This window comes from Massilia haematophila (genome assembly GCF_042647645.1).
Classification (GTDB): Bacteria; Pseudomonadota; Gammaproteobacteria; order Burkholderiales; family Burkholderiaceae_D; genus Telluria; species Telluria haematophila.
Map to the genome: position 1 here is coordinate 4,093,485 of NZ_JBHRVV010000001.1, position 18,903 is coordinate 4,112,387.

Annotated in this window: 19 protein-coding genes; 12 read left to right on the forward strand and 7 right to left on the reverse strand. The window is 66.8% G+C overall.

All coding sequences use genetic code 11. The features are described 5' to 3' along the window. Positions 1–42: 42 nt before the first annotated feature. The 7 genes from ACFOPH_RS18090 to ACFOPH_RS18120 form a co-directional block, all read right to left on the reverse strand. Positions 43–498: a hypothetical protein gene (locus ACFOPH_RS18090; RefSeq protein WP_312548464.1), complete on the reverse strand. Its 456-nt coding sequence runs from the start codon at positions 496–498 to the stop codon at positions 43–45. A gap of 18 nt (positions 499–516) precedes the next feature. Continuing rightward, entirely contained in the window at positions 517–972 is a 456-nt protein-coding gene (locus ACFOPH_RS18095; protein ID WP_312548463.1) for a DUF2721 domain-containing protein, read from the reverse strand. 79 nt (positions 973–1,051) lie between these two features. Then, a complete protein-coding gene (pip, locus tag ACFOPH_RS18100) occupies positions 1,052–2,008 on the reverse strand; it encodes a prolyl aminopeptidase (RefSeq protein WP_312548461.1) in 957 nt (318 codons plus the stop codon). A gap of 51 nt (positions 2,009–2,059) precedes the next feature. Next, on the reverse strand, positions 2,060–3,376 hold the full coding sequence (locus ACFOPH_RS18105; protein ID WP_379736769.1) for an amino acid deaminase: 1,317 nt from the start codon (positions 3,374–3,376) through the stop codon (positions 2,060–2,062). Between the two features lie 17 nt (positions 3,377–3,393). Next, the gene (locus ACFOPH_RS18110) at positions 3,394–3,801 is read right to left on the reverse strand and encodes a DUF2750 domain-containing protein (protein ID WP_312548459.1); all 408 of its coding nucleotides are present in this window, start codon (positions 3,799–3,801) and stop codon (positions 3,394–3,396) included. A 170-nt stretch (positions 3,802–3,971) separates the two neighbouring features. Then, positions 3,972–4,712 carry an acetoacetyl-CoA reductase gene (gene phbB / locus ACFOPH_RS18115; RefSeq protein ID WP_379736771.1) on the reverse strand — a complete coding sequence of 247 codons (741 nt, stop codon included), beginning with the start codon at positions 4,710–4,712 and terminating at the stop codon, positions 3,972–3,974. A 60-nt stretch (positions 4,713–4,772) separates the two neighbouring features. Further along, a complete protein-coding gene (locus ACFOPH_RS18120; protein ID WP_312548457.1) occupies positions 4,773–5,951 on the reverse strand; it encodes an acetyl-CoA C-acetyltransferase in 1,179 nt (392 codons plus the stop codon). A gap of 353 nt (positions 5,952–6,304) precedes the next feature. Here ACFOPH_RS18120 and minC point away from each other — a divergent pair, with 353 nt between their 5' ends. The 12 genes from minC (at position 6,305) to ACFOPH_RS18180 (ending at position 18,898) form a co-directional block, all read left to right on the forward strand. Next, positions 6,305–7,099 carry a septum site-determining protein MinC gene (gene minC, locus ACFOPH_RS18125; protein ID WP_379736773.1) on the forward strand — a complete coding sequence of 265 codons (795 nt, stop codon included), beginning with the start codon at positions 6,305–6,307 and terminating at the stop codon, positions 7,097–7,099. A 36-nt stretch (positions 7,100–7,135) separates the two neighbouring features. Beyond that, entirely contained in the window at positions 7,136–7,951 is an 816-nt protein-coding gene (gene minD, locus ACFOPH_RS18130; protein WP_312552477.1) for a septum site-determining protein MinD, read from the forward strand. Between the two features lies 1 nt (position 7,952). Next, positions 7,953–8,204 carry a cell division topological specificity factor MinE gene (gene minE, locus ACFOPH_RS18135; RefSeq protein WP_136221750.1) on the forward strand — a complete coding sequence of 84 codons (252 nt, stop codon included), beginning with the start codon at positions 7,953–7,955 and terminating at the stop codon, positions 8,202–8,204. Between the two features lie 414 nt (positions 8,205–8,618). After that, complete coding sequence (locus tag ACFOPH_RS18140) at positions 8,619–9,308, forward strand: response regulator transcription factor (RefSeq protein ID WP_312552471.1); 690 nt, start codon at positions 8,619–8,621, stop codon at positions 9,306–9,308. A 230-nt stretch (positions 9,309–9,538) separates the two neighbouring features. Continuing rightward, on the forward strand, positions 9,539–10,822 hold the full coding sequence (gene hemA, locus ACFOPH_RS18145; RefSeq protein WP_312552470.1) for a glutamyl-tRNA reductase: 1,284 nt from the start codon (positions 9,539–9,541) through the stop codon (positions 10,820–10,822). Positions 10,823–10,906: 84 nt separating this feature from the next. After that, positions 10,907–11,983, forward strand: coding sequence for a peptide chain release factor 1 (prfA, locus tag ACFOPH_RS18150; protein WP_312552468.1), 1,077 nt, complete (start codon positions 10,907–10,909; stop codon positions 11,981–11,983). 139 nt (positions 11,984–12,122) lie between these two features. Continuing rightward, positions 12,123–12,593 (forward strand): disulfide bond formation protein B, encoded by a 471-nt coding sequence (locus ACFOPH_RS18155; protein WP_312552467.1) that lies wholly within the window; start codon positions 12,123–12,125, stop codon positions 12,591–12,593. Beyond that, entirely contained in the window at positions 12,590–13,414 is an 825-nt protein-coding gene (prmC, locus tag ACFOPH_RS18160) for a peptide chain release factor N(5)-glutamine methyltransferase (RefSeq protein ID WP_379736777.1), read from the forward strand. The genes ACFOPH_RS18155 and prmC overlap by 4 nt, the downstream gene beginning before the upstream one ends. A gap of 163 nt (positions 13,415–13,577) precedes the next feature. Further along, positions 13,578–15,647, forward strand: coding sequence for a DUF885 domain-containing protein (locus ACFOPH_RS18165; protein ID WP_379736779.1), 2,070 nt, complete (start codon positions 13,578–13,580; stop codon positions 15,645–15,647). Positions 15,648–15,772: 125 nt separating this feature from the next. Then, on the forward strand, positions 15,773–17,371 hold the full coding sequence (gene gshA / locus ACFOPH_RS18170) for a glutamate--cysteine ligase (protein WP_379736781.1): 1,599 nt from the start codon (positions 15,773–15,775) through the stop codon (positions 17,369–17,371). A 12-nt stretch (positions 17,372–17,383) separates the two neighbouring features. Then, a complete protein-coding gene (locus ACFOPH_RS18175) occupies positions 17,384–18,418 on the forward strand; it encodes a histone deacetylase family protein (protein WP_379736783.1) in 1,035 nt (344 codons plus the stop codon). Positions 18,419–18,445: 27 nt separating this feature from the next. Beyond that, positions 18,446–18,898 (forward strand): GNAT family N-acetyltransferase, encoded by a 453-nt coding sequence (locus ACFOPH_RS18180; protein WP_379736785.1) that lies wholly within the window; start codon positions 18,446–18,448, stop codon positions 18,896–18,898. Positions 18,899–18,903: the final 5 nt, after the last annotated feature.

The following is an 18,903-nucleotide window of genomic DNA, read 5'->3' on the forward strand; positions in this document are numbered from 1 at the left end:
GGGTGGGTTCTCGAACCCACCTTCCCTACGCATGCGAACCGCTTACACCAAGTGACTCTCCGGTGCCCGCAACTCCGCAAACTGCTCGATGCTGCCGATCCGCACCACGACCGGATTCAAACTCGCGTTCGGCGACATCGAGCGCCAGGCGAACTGCCATTCCTGCTCGCGCGCCTGGGCCGCGCTCTTGGTGAAGGCGGCGCCCAGCGGCGAGCGCGAACCGTATTCGACGGCGCCGTCGATGCCGGCCCAGTTGGGCAGCGCGCGCTGCACCGCGCGGTGCAGGCGCTCGCCGAATTCCTCGGTGTTGTGGATCACCAGGCAGCAGTCGGCCGGGGCGAGCACGTCGAACAAGGCCTTGTTCCAGGCGCGCGAGAACGAGAGGGTCAAAAAGCCGCCGGTCGGGACCAGGCGGAACTGGCCGGCCGTGAGCGCCTGCTCGAGGTCGCTGCGCATGCCGTAGCGGTGCAGGGTGGGAGGGCGCTGGTAGTCGTGCATGGGGTACTCGATTCTTGGTTAATTGCGGCGCACCGGCGGCGTCAGGCTGGCGTCGTGGCGCATGCGCATGAAGCGCGAGGAGATGAAGATCTCGCGCAGGAAAAAGACGAAACTGAAGATTAGGGCAAGCATGGCCAGCACGAAGGAGGCGGCGATGTACTTGTCGAGCCTGATGTTGGTGGAGTCGCCGAAGAACAGCATGGCAATGACCAGGCAGACCAGGAAGCCGCACGCGGTGCTCGAGCTGATCGCGTAGTTGATCAGGTGCGAGCGCCGGTACAGCACCTCGAGTTCCTCGGTGTAGTCCTCGTTGGCGGCGATATGCAGCCGGTCCTCCAGCACGCGCGTGCGGTCGATGATGCGCGCCAGGCGATTGGTCAGCACCGTCAGCTTGGTTCCTACGCCGGTCAGCAGGAACACGGGCGCGATCGCCAACTGGATCATGTGGCCGATGTCGCTAATCTGGATATTCATGGGAACACGTTTCTTGGCTTTGTGGGTGTGTCAGGCGTAGTGTAGCAGCCGCACGCGCGGCGCAGAAATGCGCCCCGCCTCAATCGAAACGCTTGCTGCGCTTGAACTGTTCGGTGGCCGCGACCAGCGCGCGCGCGATGCCCGTCTCCAGCGCGCCGTGGCCAGCGTCCGGAATCATGCGCAGCTTCGCGCCCGGCCATGCCGCGTGCAGGCGGTGCGCCGACAGCGGCGGGCAGATCACGTCGTAGCGGCCCTGCACGATCACGGCCGGCAAATGGGCGATGCGGCCGATGTTGCGCACCAGCTGGTCTTCCGACAGGAAGGCGCCGTTGGCCATGTAGTGCGCCTCCAGGCGGCCCACGCCCAGGTCGAGCGTGTCGGAAGGCTGCTCTTCCTCCTGCGGCAGGAGGAACACGCGGCGGCCCTCGAAACGGCTCCAGGCGCGCGCCGCCGGCCAGTAGACGGCCGGGTCGTCGCACAGCAGGCGCCGTGTATAGGCCTGCAGCAGCTCGCCGCGCTCGGCCAATGGAATCGGCGCGATGAATTCCTCGTACAGCTCGGGATAGAACCACTGCACGCCGTGCAGGAACCAGTCGACTTCGGCCGCGGTGCACAGGAAGATCCCGCGCAGGACGAAGCCGAGGCAGCGTTCGGGGTGCGCCTGGCCATAGGCCAGCGCCAGCGTCGAGCCCCAGGAACCGCCGAACACCAGCCATTGCGGGATGCCGAACATGACGCGCAGGCGCTCGATGTCCTCGATCAGCAGCTGCGTCGTGTTGTTGCGCCACTCGCCCAGCGGGGTGGACTTGCCGGCGCCGCGCTGGTCGAACAGGATCACGCGGTAGGCGTGCGGGTCGAAGAAGCGGCGGTGCTGGGGCGACAGGCCGGCGCCCGGGCCGCCGTGCAGGAACAGCACCGGAATGCCGTTCGGGTTGCCGACTTCCTCCCAGTAGATCGTGTGCAGTTCGTCGACGGCGAGCATGCCGTGGCGGATGGGCTGGATCGGCGGGAACAGCGACGGTGGGGTGGCGGGCATGGCGGCTCTCTGGAAGGTCGAGCAAGAATTGTAGCCTACCGCCCCGCCCTTTCAGAAGAAGGTATTGAAGGCGCCGCGCACGGCGTAATCGTCGTCCACCGCCAACAAAAGCTGCCACTTGTCGAAGGTCGTGCACGGGTGCGAAATGCCGCAGCCGACCAGGTCGCCCACCGCCAGTTCGCTGCACAGCGGGTGCCCCTCGGGCAGGCGCAGGTAGGCGTGCTGGTCGTTCATCTTGACGATCTCGCAGCCCGGCGGCAGCGCGTTCGGCGCGCCGGGGCCGGGACGGTGGTAGAACAGCGGCGCCGGCAGGTCCGCGTCGTAGGACGCGTCGCGCTTGCCCATGGTAAGGATCGCAAGATTCGGCTCGGGACGCGACTGCACCATCGACCAGACTTCCAGCGCCGGACGCAGGCCATCGGACTCGTCTTCTCGCGCGTCCAGCTCGCGCAGATGGCGCCCGTACAGGCCATGGTCGCTGGTCAGGTAGCAGCCGCTGCGCAGCACCGCGCGCACCGGCCGCGACAGCTTCCCGACATGGGCGAAGCCGCGTGCGACCAGGTCGAAATAGGACGAGCCGCCGGCCGACAGCAGGATCTCCGGTCCCGTGAACAGGCCCTCGTCGTCGGCGCTCTGCACCAGCGCCACCAGCTGGGCGAGAAAAGCGTCGACGGCGCGCAGGTCGGCCTCGCGGTCGCTTGTTACCAGCAGCCCTTCGTAGCCTTCGAAGCCGGCCAGCAGCAAGCCAGGGGCGCCCTCGACCGCGCGCGCCACCGTCAATGCTTCCTCAGGCGTGCGGCAACCGGCGCGCTTGCCGGCCAGTCCCAGCTCGACCAGCACCGGCAGCGGACGTTGTAACGGATGGGCGGCCACCGCCTGCGCCAGGCGTGCAACGCCGGCCAGCGAATCGGCCAGCACGATGCAGTCGAAGTCGGGGTCGCCATGCAACAGGGCGAGGATGGCCTGGATGTCGGCTGGCGCGACCAGTTGGTTCGCCAGCAGCACGCGCCGCACGCCGAAGCGGTGCGCGACCTGCACCTGGGTCGCGCTGGCCAGCGTGATGCCCCAGGCGCCGTTGGCGAGCTGGGCGCCGAAGAGCTGCGGGCTCATCGTCGTCTTGCCGTGCGGCGCCAGCGAAACCTTGTGGCGTTCGCAGAAGCGGCGCATCCAGTCGAGGTTGTGCTTCAGGGCCGCGGTCTTCAGTACAGCGACCGGGAAACTGGTATCGGCATGCAGCACCTTCCAGCCCTGTACACCGATCGCGCCCTGGCGCAAGGGCTCGGTGATCGGCAAACCTTTGACGCCTGGAACCAACAATTGTTCATCGAGGCAGGCCAGGGCCAGCCCATCGTGCGGCAGTGGATGCATGGAGTATCTCTTCGGTTTTAGTCGTTGCGGTCGGAGGGGGCTGGCTCGCCATACCGGCGCAGCCGCCCTTCCAGGTCGGCGCGCAACTGATCGTGACTTGGGGTCAAGCCGTATTCGTCCGGCGTATAGGTAATGCCCGGCAGCACGCCATCGTTCTCGAGCTGGGGCAGCAGCTCATCCAACAGTTCCTGCAGGGCGAAGGCGTGGGGTTCATAGCCTTCCCACTCGAGCACGGCGCACTGCCGGGCCAGCTCGCTTGACGGCCAGAGCGGAAACACCAGCGCGCCATCGTCGGTTTTACCAATCGCCCAGCCGTCACGGTACAGGCCCCAGACCTCGCCGGTGGCGGCCACGCGGCGCACGAAGTGTTCGTAGCGCAGTTGCTTGGGGAGAAGGATGACGGAAGAGGTGTCGCTGGCGTCCATGGGTTTCGGCTTTTGCTGTGGGCTCCCGTGCAGGATACAAAAAATCGCCCCTGTCAGCCGCGCTCTTGTCGGACAGAAGGTTGGTTCTCGCCGTTACGGCGCTCGCCCGCGCCGCAGGCGTAAAAAAAGCACCGCCGCGGCGGTGCTTCCGGTCGCCATGCCAGCGGCAATCACGACATGTGCTGCCCGCCATTGATCGCGATATTCGCACCAGTGACGAACGCCGCCTCGTCCGACGCCAGGTAGGCAACCAGGCCGGCCACTTCTTCCGGCTTGCCCAGGCGGCCCATCGGGATCTGCGGGATGATCTTGGTTTCCAGCACTTCGCTCGGGATGTCCATCACCATCTTGGTGCCGATGTAGCCCGGCGAGATGGTATTCACGGTCACGCCCTTGCGCGCCACCTCCAGGGCCAGCGCCTTGGTGAAGCCGTGCATGCCGGCTTTCGCGGCCGAGTAATTGGTCTGGCCGAAGGCGCCCTTCTGGCCGTTGACCGAGGAAATGTTGATGATGCGTCCCCAGCCGCGCTCGACCATGCCGTCGCAGACGGGTTTCGTCATGTTGAACACCGAGTCCAGGTTGGTCCTGATGACCGCGTCCCAGTTGACCTTGTCCATCTTCTTGAAGGTCATGTCACGCGTGATGCCGGCATTGTTGACCAGCACGTCGACCGCGCCGACTTCCTGCTCGACCTGCTTGACGCAGGCCTGGGCCGAATCGTAATCGGCCACGTCGCAGGGGTACGCCTTGAAGTTGTACCCCTGCTCGCGCATCGCCGCCAGCCAGCTTTCGGCCTTGGTGTTGCCCGGCGAGTGAGTCGTGACGACCGTGTACCCCAGAGCGGCCAGCTTGATGCATACCGCTTCGCCCAGGCCGCCCATGCCGCCGGTCACTAATGCTACTCGAGCCATTGTCTTCTCCTAGTTTTTGTCCGTCACTTTTCAGAACCTACAGCTGCTGCCCGGCCACGCTTAATCGCGTTCGACCGCCAGCGCCACCCCCATCCCCCCGCCGATGCACAGGCTGGCCAAACCACGCTTGGCGTCGCGGCGCGCCATCTCATACAGCAGGGTGACCAGGACGCGTGCGCCCGAGGCACCGATCGGGTGCCCCAATGCGATTGCGCCGCCGTTGACGTTGATCTTCGACGTATCCCAGCCCATTTCCTTGTTGACGGCGATCGCCTGCGCGGCGAAGGCCTCGTTGATTTCCATCAGGTCCACGTCCTGGTGCGTCCAGCCCGCCTTTTGCAGGCACAGGCGCGAGGCCGACACCGGGCCCATGCCCATGATGCTCGGGTCCAGACCGGCCGACGAATAAGCCTTGATGCGCGCCAGCGGGGTCAGGCCGAGTTCGCGCGCCTTCGAGGCGCTCATCATGATCACGGCGGCGGCGCCGTCGTTGATGCCGGAGGCATTGCCGGCGGTCACGGTACCTTCCTTGTTGAAGGCGGGACGCAGGCTGGCCAGCGCCTCGAGCGTGCTGCCGTGCTTCGGATATTCGTCGGTGTCGAATACGGTGACGCCCTTCTTCGAGGGAATCTCGACCGGGATGATCTCGTCCTTGAAGCGGCCTTCCTTCACGGCGGCCTCGGCCTTCAATTGCGACTGCAGCGCGAATTCGTCCTGTTCGGCGCGCGAAATCTCGTACTTGCGCGCCACGTTCTCGGCGGTCACGCCCATGTGGTACTGGTTGTAGACGTCCCACAGGCCGTCGACGATCATGGTGTCGACCAGCTTGGCGTCGCCCATGCGGAAGCCGTCGCGCGAACCGTTGAGCACGTGCGGCGAGGCGCTCATGTTTTCCTGGCCGCCGGCGATGACGATCTGGGCGTCGCCGCACTTGATGGCCTGGGCCGCCAGGTGGGTGGCTTTCAGGCCGCTGCCGCAGACCATGTTGATGGTTTGCGCAGGCACCATGTCGGGCAGGCCGCCCTTGAGCGCGGCCTGGCGCGCCGGGTTCTGGCCGGCGCCGGCGGTCAGCACCTGACCCATGATCACTTCGCTGACGCTGGCAGGATCGATGCCGCTTTTCGCCAGCAACTGGCGGATCACGTGCGCGCCGAGCTCCGCGGCGGGAATCTTGGCGAGCGAGCCGCCGAATTTGCCGACCGGGGTCCGGCCGGCTGCTACGATCACGACGTCTTCCATGTTTGTCTCCGGTAACTAGCTGGGCAAGGGGTGTTGGGCCGCATGCGAGTTGGCGGGCCCGGCCGCAAAGAGTCGACCGCGCCCTCGCATTGCCGCCGGTACGGTCCGGCGGAAACCTCGCATGTTAATTTCGTGCCCGTGTTAGCGTTTGAGCCAGATCAATCTTATCAGCTTATTCATGGAAAACAACCTGTATTGACCATCAGGTAAGCATCGCCCTTTTCCCATGACGACGGGCAAAATTTGGAACAGACAAGCATCCCGAATTGCCCCTAGGAATGATGCTGGAAACGCTGCCCTTTTGGGCAAATTTCACAGTAGAATGCACGGGCTATAGCCAACCAGAACTGTTTATGTCGAAAAGTCCGTCCAGCCTGCCCATCGAAATCAAGATCTCCACGGTTGTTGCGATCTCGGCGATCCTGCATTCGTCCGATCCGATCGCGATCGATGCGGCCCTGAAGCAGATGACCGGCGGGGTCTCGGACTTTTTCGAGGACGAATTTGCCGTCATCGACGTTGGCGCCATCAGTGCCGGGACGGCCTACATCGACTGGCGCGCGCTGGTCGACCTGCTGAAAAAATACCGCCTGAACGCGGTCGCCGTGCGCGGCGCCACGCCCGAGATGGCCGAGGCCGTCAAGGCGCTGGGCCTGGCGCTGGACGACGGCGCCGGCGCCGACCGCGCCCGCGAGGACGTCGCCGCGGCCACCGCCGCCGCCGCGCCCGCACCGGCGCCCGCGCCCGCGCCGGCTCCTGCTCCCGTCCCGGCGCCGGCGCCGGCGCCGGCCGCGCCGCTGCCGGCCATGATCGTCGACACCCCGGTGCGCGCCGGCCAGCGCGTCTATGCGCGCGGCTGCGACCTGATCATCACCGCGGTGGTAAACAACGGCGCCGAAATCATTGCCGACGGCAGCATCCACGTCTACGCGCCGATGCACGGTCGCGCCCTGGCCGGCGCCTCGGGCAACGCCGCCTCGCGCATCTTCGGCCTGTCGCTGCAACCGGAGCTGGTGTCGATCGCGGGCGTCTATCGCACGTTCGATGAAGGTTTCCCGGCCGAACTGGCACGCCAGCCGGCCCAAATTCGCCTGGTCGGCGACCGGATCGATATATCATCGCTGAGTCCGGCTTCGACCCGCGCGTAATCAGACACTGACCAGATACTTGTAAAGGACCTTTTTGTGGCAAGAATTATTGTTGTGACGTCCGGCAAGGGCGGCGTGGGCAAAACCACCTCGAGCGCGAGCTTCTCCACTGGCCTTGCCCTGCGCGGCCACAAGACTGCGGTGCTGGACTTCGACGTCGGCCTGCGCAACCTCGACCTGATCATGGGCTGCGAACGCCGCGTGGTGTACGACCTGGTCAACGTGATCAACGGCGAAGCGACGCTGAACCAGGCCCTGATCAAGGACAAGCATTGCGACAACCTGTTCATCCTGCCCGCCTCGCAAACGCGCGACAAGGAAGCGCTGACCGAGGAAGGCGTCGAGCGCGTGCTCAACGAACTGGTCAAGATGGGCTTCGAGTACATCATCTGCGATTCGCCGGCCGGCATCGAGCACGGCGCGCTGATGGCGCTGACCTTCGCCGACGAGGCGCTGATCGTGACCAACCCGGAAGTGTCGTCGGTGCGCGACTCGGACCGCATCCTGGGCATCCTGCAGGCCAAGTCGCGCCGCGCCCAGAGCGGCGGTGAACCGGTCAAGGAACACCTGTTGATCACCCGCTACTCGCCGCGCCGCGTCGAGAACGACGAAATGCTGTCCTACCAGGACGTGCAGGAAATCCTGCGCATTCCGCTGCTGGGCATCATCCCGGAATCGGAGTCGGTGCTGCATGCCTCGAACCAGGGCAACCCGGCGATCCATTTCAAGGGCACCGACGTGGCCGAGGCCTACGAGGACGTGATCGCGCGCTTCCTGGGCGAAGACCGCCCGCTGCGCTTCACGACCTACGAAAAGCCGGGTCTGTTGCAACGCATCTTTGGGACCAAGTGACATGGCATTGCTCTCATTCCTGTTCCCCGAAAAGAAGAAGAGCGCGAACGCGGCCAAGGAACGGCTGCAAATCATCATCGCCCGCGAGCGGACCAACCGCGCCGGTCCCGATTTCCTGCCGGCCCTGCACCGCGAGCTGATCGAGGTGATCTCGAAGTACACCAAGGTCAACGCCGACGACATCAAGATTTCGCTCGACCGCCAGGGCAACCTGGAAGTGCTCGACGTCAACGTCGTGCTGCCGGACGCCTGACCCGCTTCCTCCGCCCGTCCGCCTGCCGGACGGGCACTGCCCTTCCCCGCCTTTCCCTGTCGTGCTTGCCTGAATCCGTCTTCAGGCCGATCATGTCCACATGCCCTGCGGCGCCTGCCGCCTGTCCCGCCATCGCCCTTGCCGATGGGGACGCATGGTCACAAATTGTCGTCCGGTTTCTCAGTGTTGCGTTTCTGCCGCACGTTGCGGTTTTTTCGCTGCCACCCGAAAACTGTCGGAATTGAGTATTTACCCAGTGATGACTCGGCGAAACTCCGTCCCCGTTTACCTCTGACTCTTCCTTTCGGTAAAAATCAAAAATTTACGAGTAGCATTATTTTGTCAAAGTCTGTTATAGTCGGTTTAACGATGTAGGATTGATCCTACAGGTTAATTTGACAATAGTGTGCCGCCATGAGAATAGCTGTCCTTGACAATGACCGTAGCCAGGCTGACCTGATTTGCCAGGTCCTCAGCTCCGCTGGACACAGCTGCCAATCCTTCGGGGACGGCAAGGAATTGCTGGCCCAGATGCGCAAGGACAGCACCGATTTGCTGATCATGGATTGGCCTGCGGGCGACGGCGAAGCGGCCGACGTCCTGCGCCGCGCCAAGGAAAAGATGGTGCCGGATGCGCCCGCCATGTTCCTGGTCGGCAGCGGCGCCGAAGACGACATCGTGGCCGGCATGGAAGCCGGCGCCGACGACTACCTGGTCAAGCCCCTGCGCCGCGGCGAACTGGTGGCGCGCGTGTCTGCCCTGCTGCGCCGCGCCTACCCGGCGCAAACCGGCACCGAGCAGTTGCAGTTCGGTCCCTACGTCTTCGAGACCCGTCCGGGCCGCCTGCTGAAGGACGGCAACGTCATCGACGTCACGCAAAAAGAGTTTTACCTGGCCCTGCTGTTTTTCCGCAACATCGGCCGCCCGCTGTCGCGCGCCTATATCCACGAGTCGGTCTGGGTGCGCGAAACCGCCATCCCGTCGCGCACCATGGACACCCACGTTTCGCGCGTGCGCAACAAGCTGAGCCTGCGTCCGGAGAATGGCTTCCGGCTGGTGCCGGTGTATAGCTACGGGTACCGGCTGGAAAAGCTCGGCGCTTGATGCTTGGGGTACGTCATCGAGGCCAGTGGCCTCGATGAGGTGCCCGCGCGCGACTGATGAGCAGACGCAGCAGACGCAGCGGTCGACAGGCCAACGTAGTGCATGCGTCACGCGTGGGCACGGGGCGCCCACCCTACGTTGCAGCATCGTTAACGATCTGCCGGTCCCATGAAACCCTGCGCGCATGAGGGTATAATTCCTCCACCCGATTCCCACCGTCTTATTCCAGAATGCAACTGCTCGCCGTTGGCCTGAACCATACGACTGCACCGGTCGCGCTGCGCGAACAGCTCGCGCTCGGCCCGGAGCAGCTCGGCCGCGCGGTGCAGTCGGCGCGCGAATGGTTCGGCCGCTTCGGCCAGGCCGAGCGCCGCGGCAGCGACGAAGCCGCGATCCTCTCCACCTGCAACCGCACCGAACTGTACGCTGCCAGCGGCGTGCCCGATCCGCTCGACGCCTCGGCCCAGTTCCTGGCGCATTACCACGCGCTGAACTACGCCGAACTGCGGCCGCACCTGTACATGCTGCCGCAGGGCGACGCCGTGCGCCATGCCTTCCGCGTCGCCTCCGGGCTCGACTCGATGGTGCTGGGCGAGCCGCAGATCCTTGGCCAGATGAAGGACGCGGTGCGCACCGCCGAGGAAGCCGGTGGTCTCGGCACCTACCTGCACCAGCTGTTCCAGCGCAGCTTCGCGGTGGCGAAGGAAGTACGCACTACCACGGAAATCGGCGCCCACAGCGTCTCGATGGCGGCCGCCGCGGTGCGCCTGTCGCAGCGCATCTTCGACCGCATCGCCGACCAGCATGTGCTGTTCATCGGCGCCGGCGAGATGATCGAGCTGTGCGCGGCCCACTTCGCCGCCCAGAACCCGAAGTCGATCACGATCGCCAACCGCAGCATGGAACGCGGCGAATCGCTGGCCGCGCGCCTGAACGGCCGCGCGATCCGCCTGGCCGACCTGCCCGAGCAGCTGTCGCGGTTCGACATCGTCGTTTCCTGCACCGCCTCCACCCTGCCGCTGATCGGCCTGGGCCTGGTCGAACGCGCGATCAAGGCGCGCCGCCACCGTCCGATCTTCATGGCGGACCTGGCCGTGCCGCGCGATATCGAACCGGAAGTCGCGCGCCTGGACGACGTCTACCTGTACACCGTCGACGACCTGGCGCAGGTCGTGCAGACCGGGATGGAAAGCCGGCAGGCCGCCGTGGCCCAGGCCGAAGCCATCATCGAACACCGCGTCCAGTCCTTCATGCACTGGATCGGCGACCGCGCCATGGTCCCCGTCATCCAGGACCTGCACGAAGCCAGCGAAGCGCTGCGCCTGGCCGAACTCGAACGCGCGCGCCGCCTGCTCGCCAAGGGCGAAGACGTCGACGCCGTGCTCGAGGCGCTGTCGAAAGGCCTGGCCGCGAAATTCCTGCACGGCCCGCAGCAGGCGCTGCACCGCGCCGAAGGCGACGAACGCGCGCGCCTGGCGACCCTCCTGCCCCAGCTGTTCCGCGGCCGCCGTTAGCGGCCCTTCCCCGCTGCGCGCCCGCTCCCGGGCGCTGTCCGGCGCTCCCGCGCCACCTGTCACCCATTTTTTCGCATACAGCCCATGAAACCATCGATGCTGGCCAAGCTCGACCAACTGGCGAACCGCCTGGTCGAACTCGACGAACTCCTGATGTCCGAAGGCGCCACCGCCAACATGGACAGCTACCGCAAGATGACGCGCGAGCACGCCGAGCTCTCGCCGCTGGTCGCCCTGTATAAACAGTACCAGGAGGCGAACGGCGACATCGCGGCTGCGCAGGAAATGCTGGCCGACCCGGACATGAAGGAATTCGCCCAGGAAGAGATCGAGGCCGCCAAGGCGCGCCTGGCCGATCTCGACCTCGACTTGCAGAAGATGCTGCTGCCGAAGGACGAGAACGACGAGCGCAATATCTTCCTCGAGATCCGCGCCGGCACCGGCGGCGACGAATCGGCCCTGTTCGCCGGAGATTTGCTGCGCATGTACACCCGCTTTGCCGAGCGCAACCGCTGGCAGGTCGAGATGGTCTCCGAATCGCCCTCGGACCTGGGCGGCTACCGCGAAGTGATCGTGCGCGTGGTCGGGAATGGCGCCTACTCGAAACTGAAATTCGAGTCGGGCGGCCACCGCGTGCAGCGCGTGCCGGCGACCGAGACGCAAGGCCGCATCCACACCTCGGCCTGCACGGTGGCGGTGATGCCGGAAGCGGACGAGGTCGAGGACGTGAACATCAACCCGGCCGACCTGCGCATCGATACCTACCGCGCCTCGGGCGCCGGCGGGCAGCACATCAACAAGACCGATTCGGCGGTGCGCATCACCCACCTGCCGACCGGGATCGTGGTCGAGTGCCAGGACGACCGCAGCCAGCACAAGAACAAGGCGCAGGCGATGAAGGTGCTGGCCGCCCGCATCAAGGACGTGCAGCTGCGCGAACAGCAGTCGAAAGAGGCGGCGACCCGCAAGAGCCTGATCGGCTCGGGCGACCGCAGCGAACGCATCCGCACCTATAACTTCCCGCAGGGCCGCCTGACCGACCACCGCATCAACCTGACGCTGTATAAACTGGACTTCATCATGGACGGCGACCTGGCGGAGCTGACCAATGCGCTGGCCGCCGAGCACCAGGCCGAGCTGCTGGCGGCGCTAGGCGATTAACAGCACCTGGCAATCCGCCCATGGCCAGGCGCTGCAAGCTAAGTCTGGGTTAAGTTGCCAATGTGAAAATACGGGTGCGCGATCCGAGGCCGTATGCGAGAATCGCCATCTGTTTTTTGACCAACGAGAGCCGAACCGCATGCCCGCTTCCCGTACCGTCCTCCTGATCGTCGCCGCGATCAGCTTCGCGCTGATCGGCGTCGCCCTCTACCTGCAGCACGCGCACGACATGCTGCCCTGCCCGCTGTGCGTGATCCAGCGCTACCTGTTCCTGGCGGTCGGCATCGCGAGCCTGGTCGGTGCCTTCGCCGGCAAGATCAAGGCGGGCGCCGGCGTGGCCCTGCTGGCGGCGCTCGGCGGCCTGGGCGTGGTCGGCAAGCATTTATATGTGCTGGCCAATCCCGGCTTCTCCTGCGGGATCGACCCGATGGAGACCATGCTCAACAAGATTCCCACCGCGACCCTGATGCCCTGGCTGTTCCAGGCCGACGGCCTGTGCGAGAACGCCACCGACGGCCTGCTCGGCCTGTCGATCCCGCAATGGTCGGCGGTGTGGTTCGTCCTGCTGACGCTGACCCTGGTCTGGGTGCTGGCGCGCCGCGCGCGATGAATATCGTCGCCGGCGCCAGCATCGGGTCGCTGCAGGCCAGCCTGCCGCTCGATCCGCTGGAAAACCGCATCCTGCTGTGCCACGCGCTGGGCATCTCGCGCGTGGGCCTGATCACGCAGTCCGAACGCGAACTCGATGCCGCGGAAGCGGCGCGCCTGGCGGCCCTGGTGCAGCGCCGCCTGGACGGCGAACCGATCGCCTACATCGTCGGCCAGCGCGAGTTCTTCGGCCTGCCCTTCCAGGTCGGCCCGGCGGTGCTGATCCCCCGTCCCGATACCGAACTGATCGTCGAACTGGCGCTCGAACGCCTGGCGCCGCGCGCGCGCCTGCTCGACATGGGCACCGGCAGCGGCGCGATCGCGGTGTCCGTCGCCCACACGCGGCCGGACGTCGAGGTGACCGCGCTCGACGTCAGCGCGGACGCGCTCGCGCTGGCGCAGGCGAACGCCGACGCCAACGGCGCCAGGGTGCGCTTCCTGCGCAGCGACTGGTTCGCGGCGCTGGGCGAGGAAGACGTCTTCGACGTGGTGGCATCGAATCCGCCCTACATCGCCTCGGGCGACGAACACCTGGCGCAGGGAGACTTGCGCTTCGAGCCGGTCGATGCGCTGACCGACCATGCGGACGGCCTGTCGGACCTGCGCACGATCATCGCGGGCGCGGCCACGCACCTGGTGGCGGGCGGCTGGCTGCTGCTCGAACATGGCTACGACCAGGCGGCGGCGGTGCGGACATTGCTGGCCGAGGCGGGATACCTGGAAGCGCAGAGCTGGCGCGACCTGGCAGGGATCGAGCGGGTCAGCGGCGGACGGCGCGGGTAGTCGTTTTATTTGCGGTCGAAACCAGATCGCCGGCTTTGGACAGGTTCGACAGCGTGGACACAGGTGTCCACGCGGTACAGCGCCGGCAAACCACGAAATCCACCGCGCGCCGCCCGTTCCACGCGCATTGCTACAATCCCTACACGTCCACCACCCTGACCCCATGCGCCGACTCTTCCCCCTCCTCGTCCTGCTCACCGCCCTGTTCCACGGCGTGGCGCACGGCGCGTCCGAGGATGCGCAGGCGCTGTTCGAGCACGACTGGGAATGGCAGCTGCGCAACGCCCCCGAATACGCCACCACCATCGGCGAGCACCGCTTCGACGCGCGCCTGTCCGACACCAGCCTGGCCGCCAACCGCGCCGCGCGCGACTACGCCGCCAAGGCCCTGGAAGACGCCCGCGCCCTCGACCGCGGCAGCCTGGCTCCCCAGGAACGCCTGTCGCTCGACCTGTTCATCTTCGACAAGGAGCGCCAGCTGGCGCGCTTCGCCTTCCACCCTTTCGATCCGCAGCCGATCACGGCCTGGGACGGACTGCACGTGCGCCTGCCGCGCCTGGTGGCGCAGATGCCCTTCGCGACCGAGGAAGACTACCGCAACTACATCGCGCGCCTGGCTGCGCTGCCGGCCCATGTCGACGGCCTGATCGAGCAACTGCGCGAAGGCATGCGTACCGGCTGGACCGCGCCGAAGGCCAGCGTGCGCGCCGTGCCGGAGCTGCTGCGGGCGATGCGCGAGCGCCTGGCCGACGGCCCGCTGTCGGCGCCGCTGCGGCGCGTTCCGGCCACCATCGACCCCGCAGTCCGCGAGGAACTCGTCAAAGCCGGCAACGCGGCCCTGGCGAACAGCGCCGCGCCGGCCCTGCGCAAGCTCGAAGACTTCATCCGTCTTGACTACCTGCCGGCGGCACGCGAGTCGCTGGCCGCCAGCAGCCTGCCGGGCGGACCGGGCTACTACGCCTTCCTGGTCCGCAACGCCACCGGCACCGGAATGACGCCGGCCGAGGTGCATGCGCTCGGCCTGAAGGAGGTGGCACGCATCCGCGGCGCGATGGAGCAGGCGGTCAAGCGCACCGGTTTTCGCGGCACGCTGGCGCAATTCCTGGTGTTCGCGCGCAGCGACAAGCGCTTATTTGCCGGCAGTGCCGACGCCTTGCTGTCGAGGTATCGGCGCACCATCGCGCGCGCCGAGGCGCGCCTGCCCGACCTGTTCGGGACCGTTCCGCTGGCATCGATCGGCGTCAAGCCGCTCGGCCAGGACGGCGCCGCCGGCCAGGTCGCGGCCTATTACGAAGCCGGCACGCCGGACCGGAGCGCGGCGCTGGTGGTCAACACCACGCGCCCGCAGCCGCTGTGGGAAGTCGAGACCCTGGCACTGCACGAGGCGCTGCCCGGGCACCACCTGCAAGTGGCGCGCGCGCATGAACTGGTGCAGCTGCCGGCCTTTCGGCGCCACCGCTGGGATGACGCCTTCGGCGAAGGCTGGGCCACCTATGCCGAAAGCCTGGGACCGGACATGGGCTTCTTCAAGGACCCGTTCTCCAGCTTTGGCCACCTGAACGACGACATGTTCCGCGCCGCGCGGCTGGTGGTGGACACCGGCCTCCACGCGCAGGGCTGGACACGCCGCCAGGCGATCGACTACCTGAATGCGAACACGGCCAACGCCGCCGCCGACAACGAAGTCGAGGTCGACCGCTACATCGCCCAGCCGGCCCAGGCATTGAGCTACAAGATCGGCCAGTTGCGCATCCGCGCCCTGCGCGACAAGGCGCAAGCCGCGCTGGGCGCGCGCATGGACCTGCGGCGCTTCCACGACGCCTTGCTGGGCAATGGCTCGCTGCCGCTGCCGCTGCTCGAGCGCGTCATGGAACGCTGGCTGGCGGCCCAGCTGGCGCCCCAGCCCGGCCCCGGTCCCATCATGCTGCCGGCACCCGCCGCCCCGGCCGGACCGGGGCCGATCCCGCTGCCGGCGCCGACAGACCCGGCGCCGGCTTCTTCTCCTGCCGCACCGGCAGCGACGCCGACGACGGCCAGGCCCGGTCCCTTCCCGCTGTCGGGCATGCAGAACGGCGCCGCGCCGGCACCGGCATCGAAGGCGGCGCCCGACACCATCCCGGCCGCGCCGCCGGCGGACAAGAAAACGCGCAAACCCGCCTCCACTCCCGCTTCCGCGGCGCCGGTCAAGCCGCCCGCCGCTGCCGATCCGGCACTGCCCACCGGCGCGGATTGAAGCGCGGGGCAGCTTGCGCCGCATCCCGGTATCGCCGGCCGGAAATGAACCGGCCGACGACGCACAGTCCGTTTTTCGGTTACTCTCTGCACCAATCAAATAGGCAGTACAAGAAAGGAAACACTGTGTCGAACCAACTGACCCGCCGCCTGGCTCTGCTCGACGACGACGCGCACCGTGGCCTGCTGGGCCAGGGCTTGCGCGGCATCGAACGCGAAACCCTGCGCATCGACAGCCAGGGCCACCTGGCGCGCACGCCTCACCCGGCCCAGCTCGGCTCGGCCCTGACCCACACCCAGATCACGACCGACTACGCCGAAGCGCTGCTCGAGTTCATCACGCCGGCCGAGCACGACATCGGCCTGGCCCTGCACCGCCTCGACGCGATCCACCGTTTCGCGTATACGAAGCTGGGCGACGAGATGCTGTGGAGCGAATCGATGCCGGGCGAACTGCCGCCCGAGGAAGAGATCGAGATCGCCTGGTATGGCAAGTCGAACATCGGCATGCTCAAGCACGTCTACCGCCGCGGCCTGGCGCTGCGCTACGGGAAGGCCATGCAGTGCATCGCCGGCATCCACTACAACTACTCGCTGCCGGAACAACTGTGGCAGCTGATCCTGGCCAGCGAGGGTATCCAGGAAGAGCGCCGCAACGCCCTGCGCGACTTCCAGTCCGAAAGCTATATCGCCACCATCCGCAACTTCCGCCGCTACAGCTGGCTGCTGATGTACCTGTTCGGCGCGTCGCCGGCGTTGACCAAGAGCTTCCTGCGCGGCCGCGCGCACCAGCTGGAAGAGCTGTCGAACGACACGCTCTACCTGCCGTATGCGACCAGCCTGCGCATGAGCGACCTGGGTTACCAGAACGATGCCCAGTCCGGCCTGCGCCCGCACGAGAACAGCCTGGAAAGCTATGTGACGAGCCTGATGGATGCCGTCAACCGCCCGTACGCGCCCTACGAGGCGATCGGCACCAAGAAGGACGGCGAGTGGGTGCAGCTGTCGACCAACGTGCTGCAGATCGAGAACGAGTACTACTCGACGATCCGCCCGAAACGCGTGATCCGCACCGGCGAGCGGCCGGTGCAGGCGCTGTGCAACCGCGGCGTCCAGTACATCGAGGTGCGCTGTCTCGACGTCGATCCGTTCGAGCCGGTCGGCGTCGGCATCGAGACCGGCCGCTTCCTCGACGCCTTCCTGCTGTTCTGCGCGCTCGAGGAGAGCCCGCTGATCAGCGCCGCCGAAGGCCAGGTCCACGCGCGCAATTTCGCCCGCACCGTCAAGGAAGGCCGCAAACCCGGCCTGACCCTGACGCGCGACGGCGACGAGGTCGCGCTGCAGGCGTGGGCCGACGAGCTGCTCGAACGCATCCGCCCGGTGGCGCAGCTGCTCGACTCCGAGCACAACGAGGCGGGCGTGCACGAAGCCTCGCTGGCCCTGCAGAAGGCGAAGGTCGCCGACCCAAGCAAGACGCCATCGGCGCGCGTACTGGAAGAAGTGCGCGCGCTCGGTTCGGCCGCCGCCTTCGGCCTGCGCCAGAGCCGGCTGCATGCGGCCTACTTCCGCGAAAGCCCGCTGATGCCGGCCGAGGAAGCCGCTTTTGCCGAGCAGGCCGCCGCCTCGCTGGCGGAGCAGGCGATCATCGAGCAGAGCGATACCGGCAGCTTCGACGATTTCGTCGCGGCCTACAACAGCAGTACACTGTGCGGCAACCATAGCTGATCCGGGGATGCCTTGCTCACTTTTTACAACGAACACCATGCCCAGCACCGCGCGCGGCGCGAATGCCACCGCGGCGACATGGTGCCTTGTCGTGAAAAGCCCGAGCGCATCGACCTGGTGCTGGCCGAACTGCAGCGGCGCGGACTAGGCGAGATCGTCACCCCGCACCGGGTGCCGCTGGTCTCGCTGGAGCGCATCCACAGCCCGCGCTACCTGCACTTCCTGCGCAGCGCCTGGAGCGAATGGCTGGCGCTCGATCCGGCCAATGCGGACAGGGACGCCCTGCCCGCGAGCTGGCCGATCCGCGGCATGCGCGCGGACATCGAGCCGGACGCGTTTCACGGCCGGCTCGGTTTGTACTCGATGGACAGCGGCACCCCGCTCACTGCCGGCACCTGGAACGCGGCGAAGACCGGCGCCGACTGCGCCATCAACGCGGCCCACGCGCTGCGCCTGGGCGAGCGCGGCAGCTTCGCGCTGACCCGCCCGCCGGGCCACCATGCCGGCACCGACTTCTTCGGCGGCGCCTGCTTCCTGAACAACGCGGCGCTGGCCGCCCAGCACCTGCTCGACGACGGCTTGCGGCGCGTGGCGATCCTCGACCTCGACTACCATCACGGCAACGGCACCCAGGGCATCTTCTATGGCCGCAGCGACGTGCTGTTCGTCTCGATCCACGCCGACCCGCGCAGCGACTACCCCTATTATCTTGGCTATGCCGAGGAAACCGGCAGCGGCGAAGGGCTCGGCTACACCATGAACCTGCCGCTGCCGCGCGCGGCCGGCGCACAGCAATGGATGGCGGCGCTGGAGACGGCCTGCATCAAGCTGGGCATGTTCGCGCCCGAGGCGCTGGTGGTCTCGCTCGGCGTCGACACCGCGGCAAGCGAGGGCGGATTCGGCCTGCAGGGCGCGGACTTCCTGCGCATCGGCGAGCGCATCGCCTGGCTGGGCCTGCCGACCGCCTTCGTGTTCGAGGGCGGCCTGGGGCAGGACATCGGCATCCACACGGTCAACGTGCTCGAAGGTTTCGAGACGGCGGCCTGATTCTTCTTCACCTGATTGGAAACCCACATGATCGAATGGCAGTGGTGCGGCTTCGCCGATTTGACCAACGCGCAGCTGTACGAAGTGCTGGCCCAGCGCCAGCAGGTATTTGTCCTGGAACAGACTTGCCTGTATCCGGACATCGACGGCTACGACCTCGACGCCCACCACCTGCTGGGCTGGCGCGACATCGGCGGCCGGCGCGTACTGGTCGCCTACCTGCGCTGCCTGGCGCCGGGCGCGAAATACGACGAGATGAGCCTGGGGCGCATCCTCACCACCAACGACGTGCGCGGCTCCGGCGTCGGGCGCGAGCTGGTCGCGCACGGCATCCAGTATGCCGAGCGCCTGCACCCGGGCCACCGCATCCGCATCGGCGCCCAGCAGCGCCTGGAGAAGTTCTACCAGGACTTCGGCTTCGAGACCGTCTCCGCCCCTTACGACGAAGACGGCATCCTGCACATCGACATGCTGCGCTGATGCGC

Excerpts from the sequence above, each read along its gene's own strand:
- ACFOPH_RS18090 (WP_312548464.1), bottom strand. The coding sequence starts at position 498 with ATGCACGACTACCAGCGCCCTCCCACCCTGCACCGCTACGGCATGCGC.
- ACFOPH_RS18095 (WP_312548463.1), bottom strand. The coding sequence starts at position 972 with ATGAATATCCAGATTAGCGACATCGGCCACATGATCCAGTTGGCGATC.
- pip (WP_312548461.1), bottom strand. The coding sequence starts at position 2,008 with ATGCCCGCCACCCCACCGTCGCTGTTCCCGCCGATCCAGCCCATCCGC.
- ACFOPH_RS18105 (WP_379736769.1), bottom strand. The coding sequence starts at position 3,376 with ATGCATCCACTGCCGCACGATGGGCTGGCCCTGGCCTGCCTCGATGAA.
- ACFOPH_RS18110 (WP_312548459.1), bottom strand. The coding sequence starts at position 3,801 with ATGGACGCCAGCGACACCTCTTCCGTCATCCTTCTCCCCAAGCAACTG.
- phbB (WP_379736771.1), bottom strand. The coding sequence starts at position 4,712 with ATGGCTCGAGTAGCATTAGTGACCGGCGGCATGGGCGGCCTGGGCGAA.
- ACFOPH_RS18120 (WP_312548457.1), bottom strand. The coding sequence starts at position 5,951 with ATGGAAGACGTCGTGATCGTAGCAGCCGGCCGGACCCCGGTCGGCAAA.
- minC (WP_379736773.1), top strand. The coding sequence starts at position 6,305 with ATGTCGAAAAGTCCGTCCAGCCTGCCCATCGAAATCAAGATCTCCACG.
- minE (WP_136221750.1), top strand. The coding sequence starts at position 7,953 with ATGGCATTGCTCTCATTCCTGTTCCCCGAAAAGAAGAAGAGCGCGAAC.
- ACFOPH_RS18140 (WP_312552471.1), top strand. The coding sequence starts at position 8,619 with ATGAGAATAGCTGTCCTTGACAATGACCGTAGCCAGGCTGACCTGATT.
- hemA (WP_312552470.1), top strand. The coding sequence starts at position 9,539 with ATGCAACTGCTCGCCGTTGGCCTGAACCATACGACTGCACCGGTCGCG.
- prfA (WP_312552468.1), top strand. The coding sequence starts at position 10,907 with ATGAAACCATCGATGCTGGCCAAGCTCGACCAACTGGCGAACCGCCTG.
- ACFOPH_RS18155 (WP_312552467.1), top strand. The coding sequence starts at position 12,123 with ATGCCCGCTTCCCGTACCGTCCTCCTGATCGTCGCCGCGATCAGCTTC.
- prmC (WP_379736777.1), top strand. The coding sequence starts at position 12,590 with ATGAATATCGTCGCCGGCGCCAGCATCGGGTCGCTGCAGGCCAGCCTG.
- ACFOPH_RS18165 (WP_379736779.1), top strand. The coding sequence starts at position 13,578 with ATGCGCCGACTCTTCCCCCTCCTCGTCCTGCTCACCGCCCTGTTCCAC.
- ACFOPH_RS18180 (WP_379736785.1), top strand. The coding sequence starts at position 18,446 with ATGATCGAATGGCAGTGGTGCGGCTTCGCCGATTTGACCAACGCGCAG.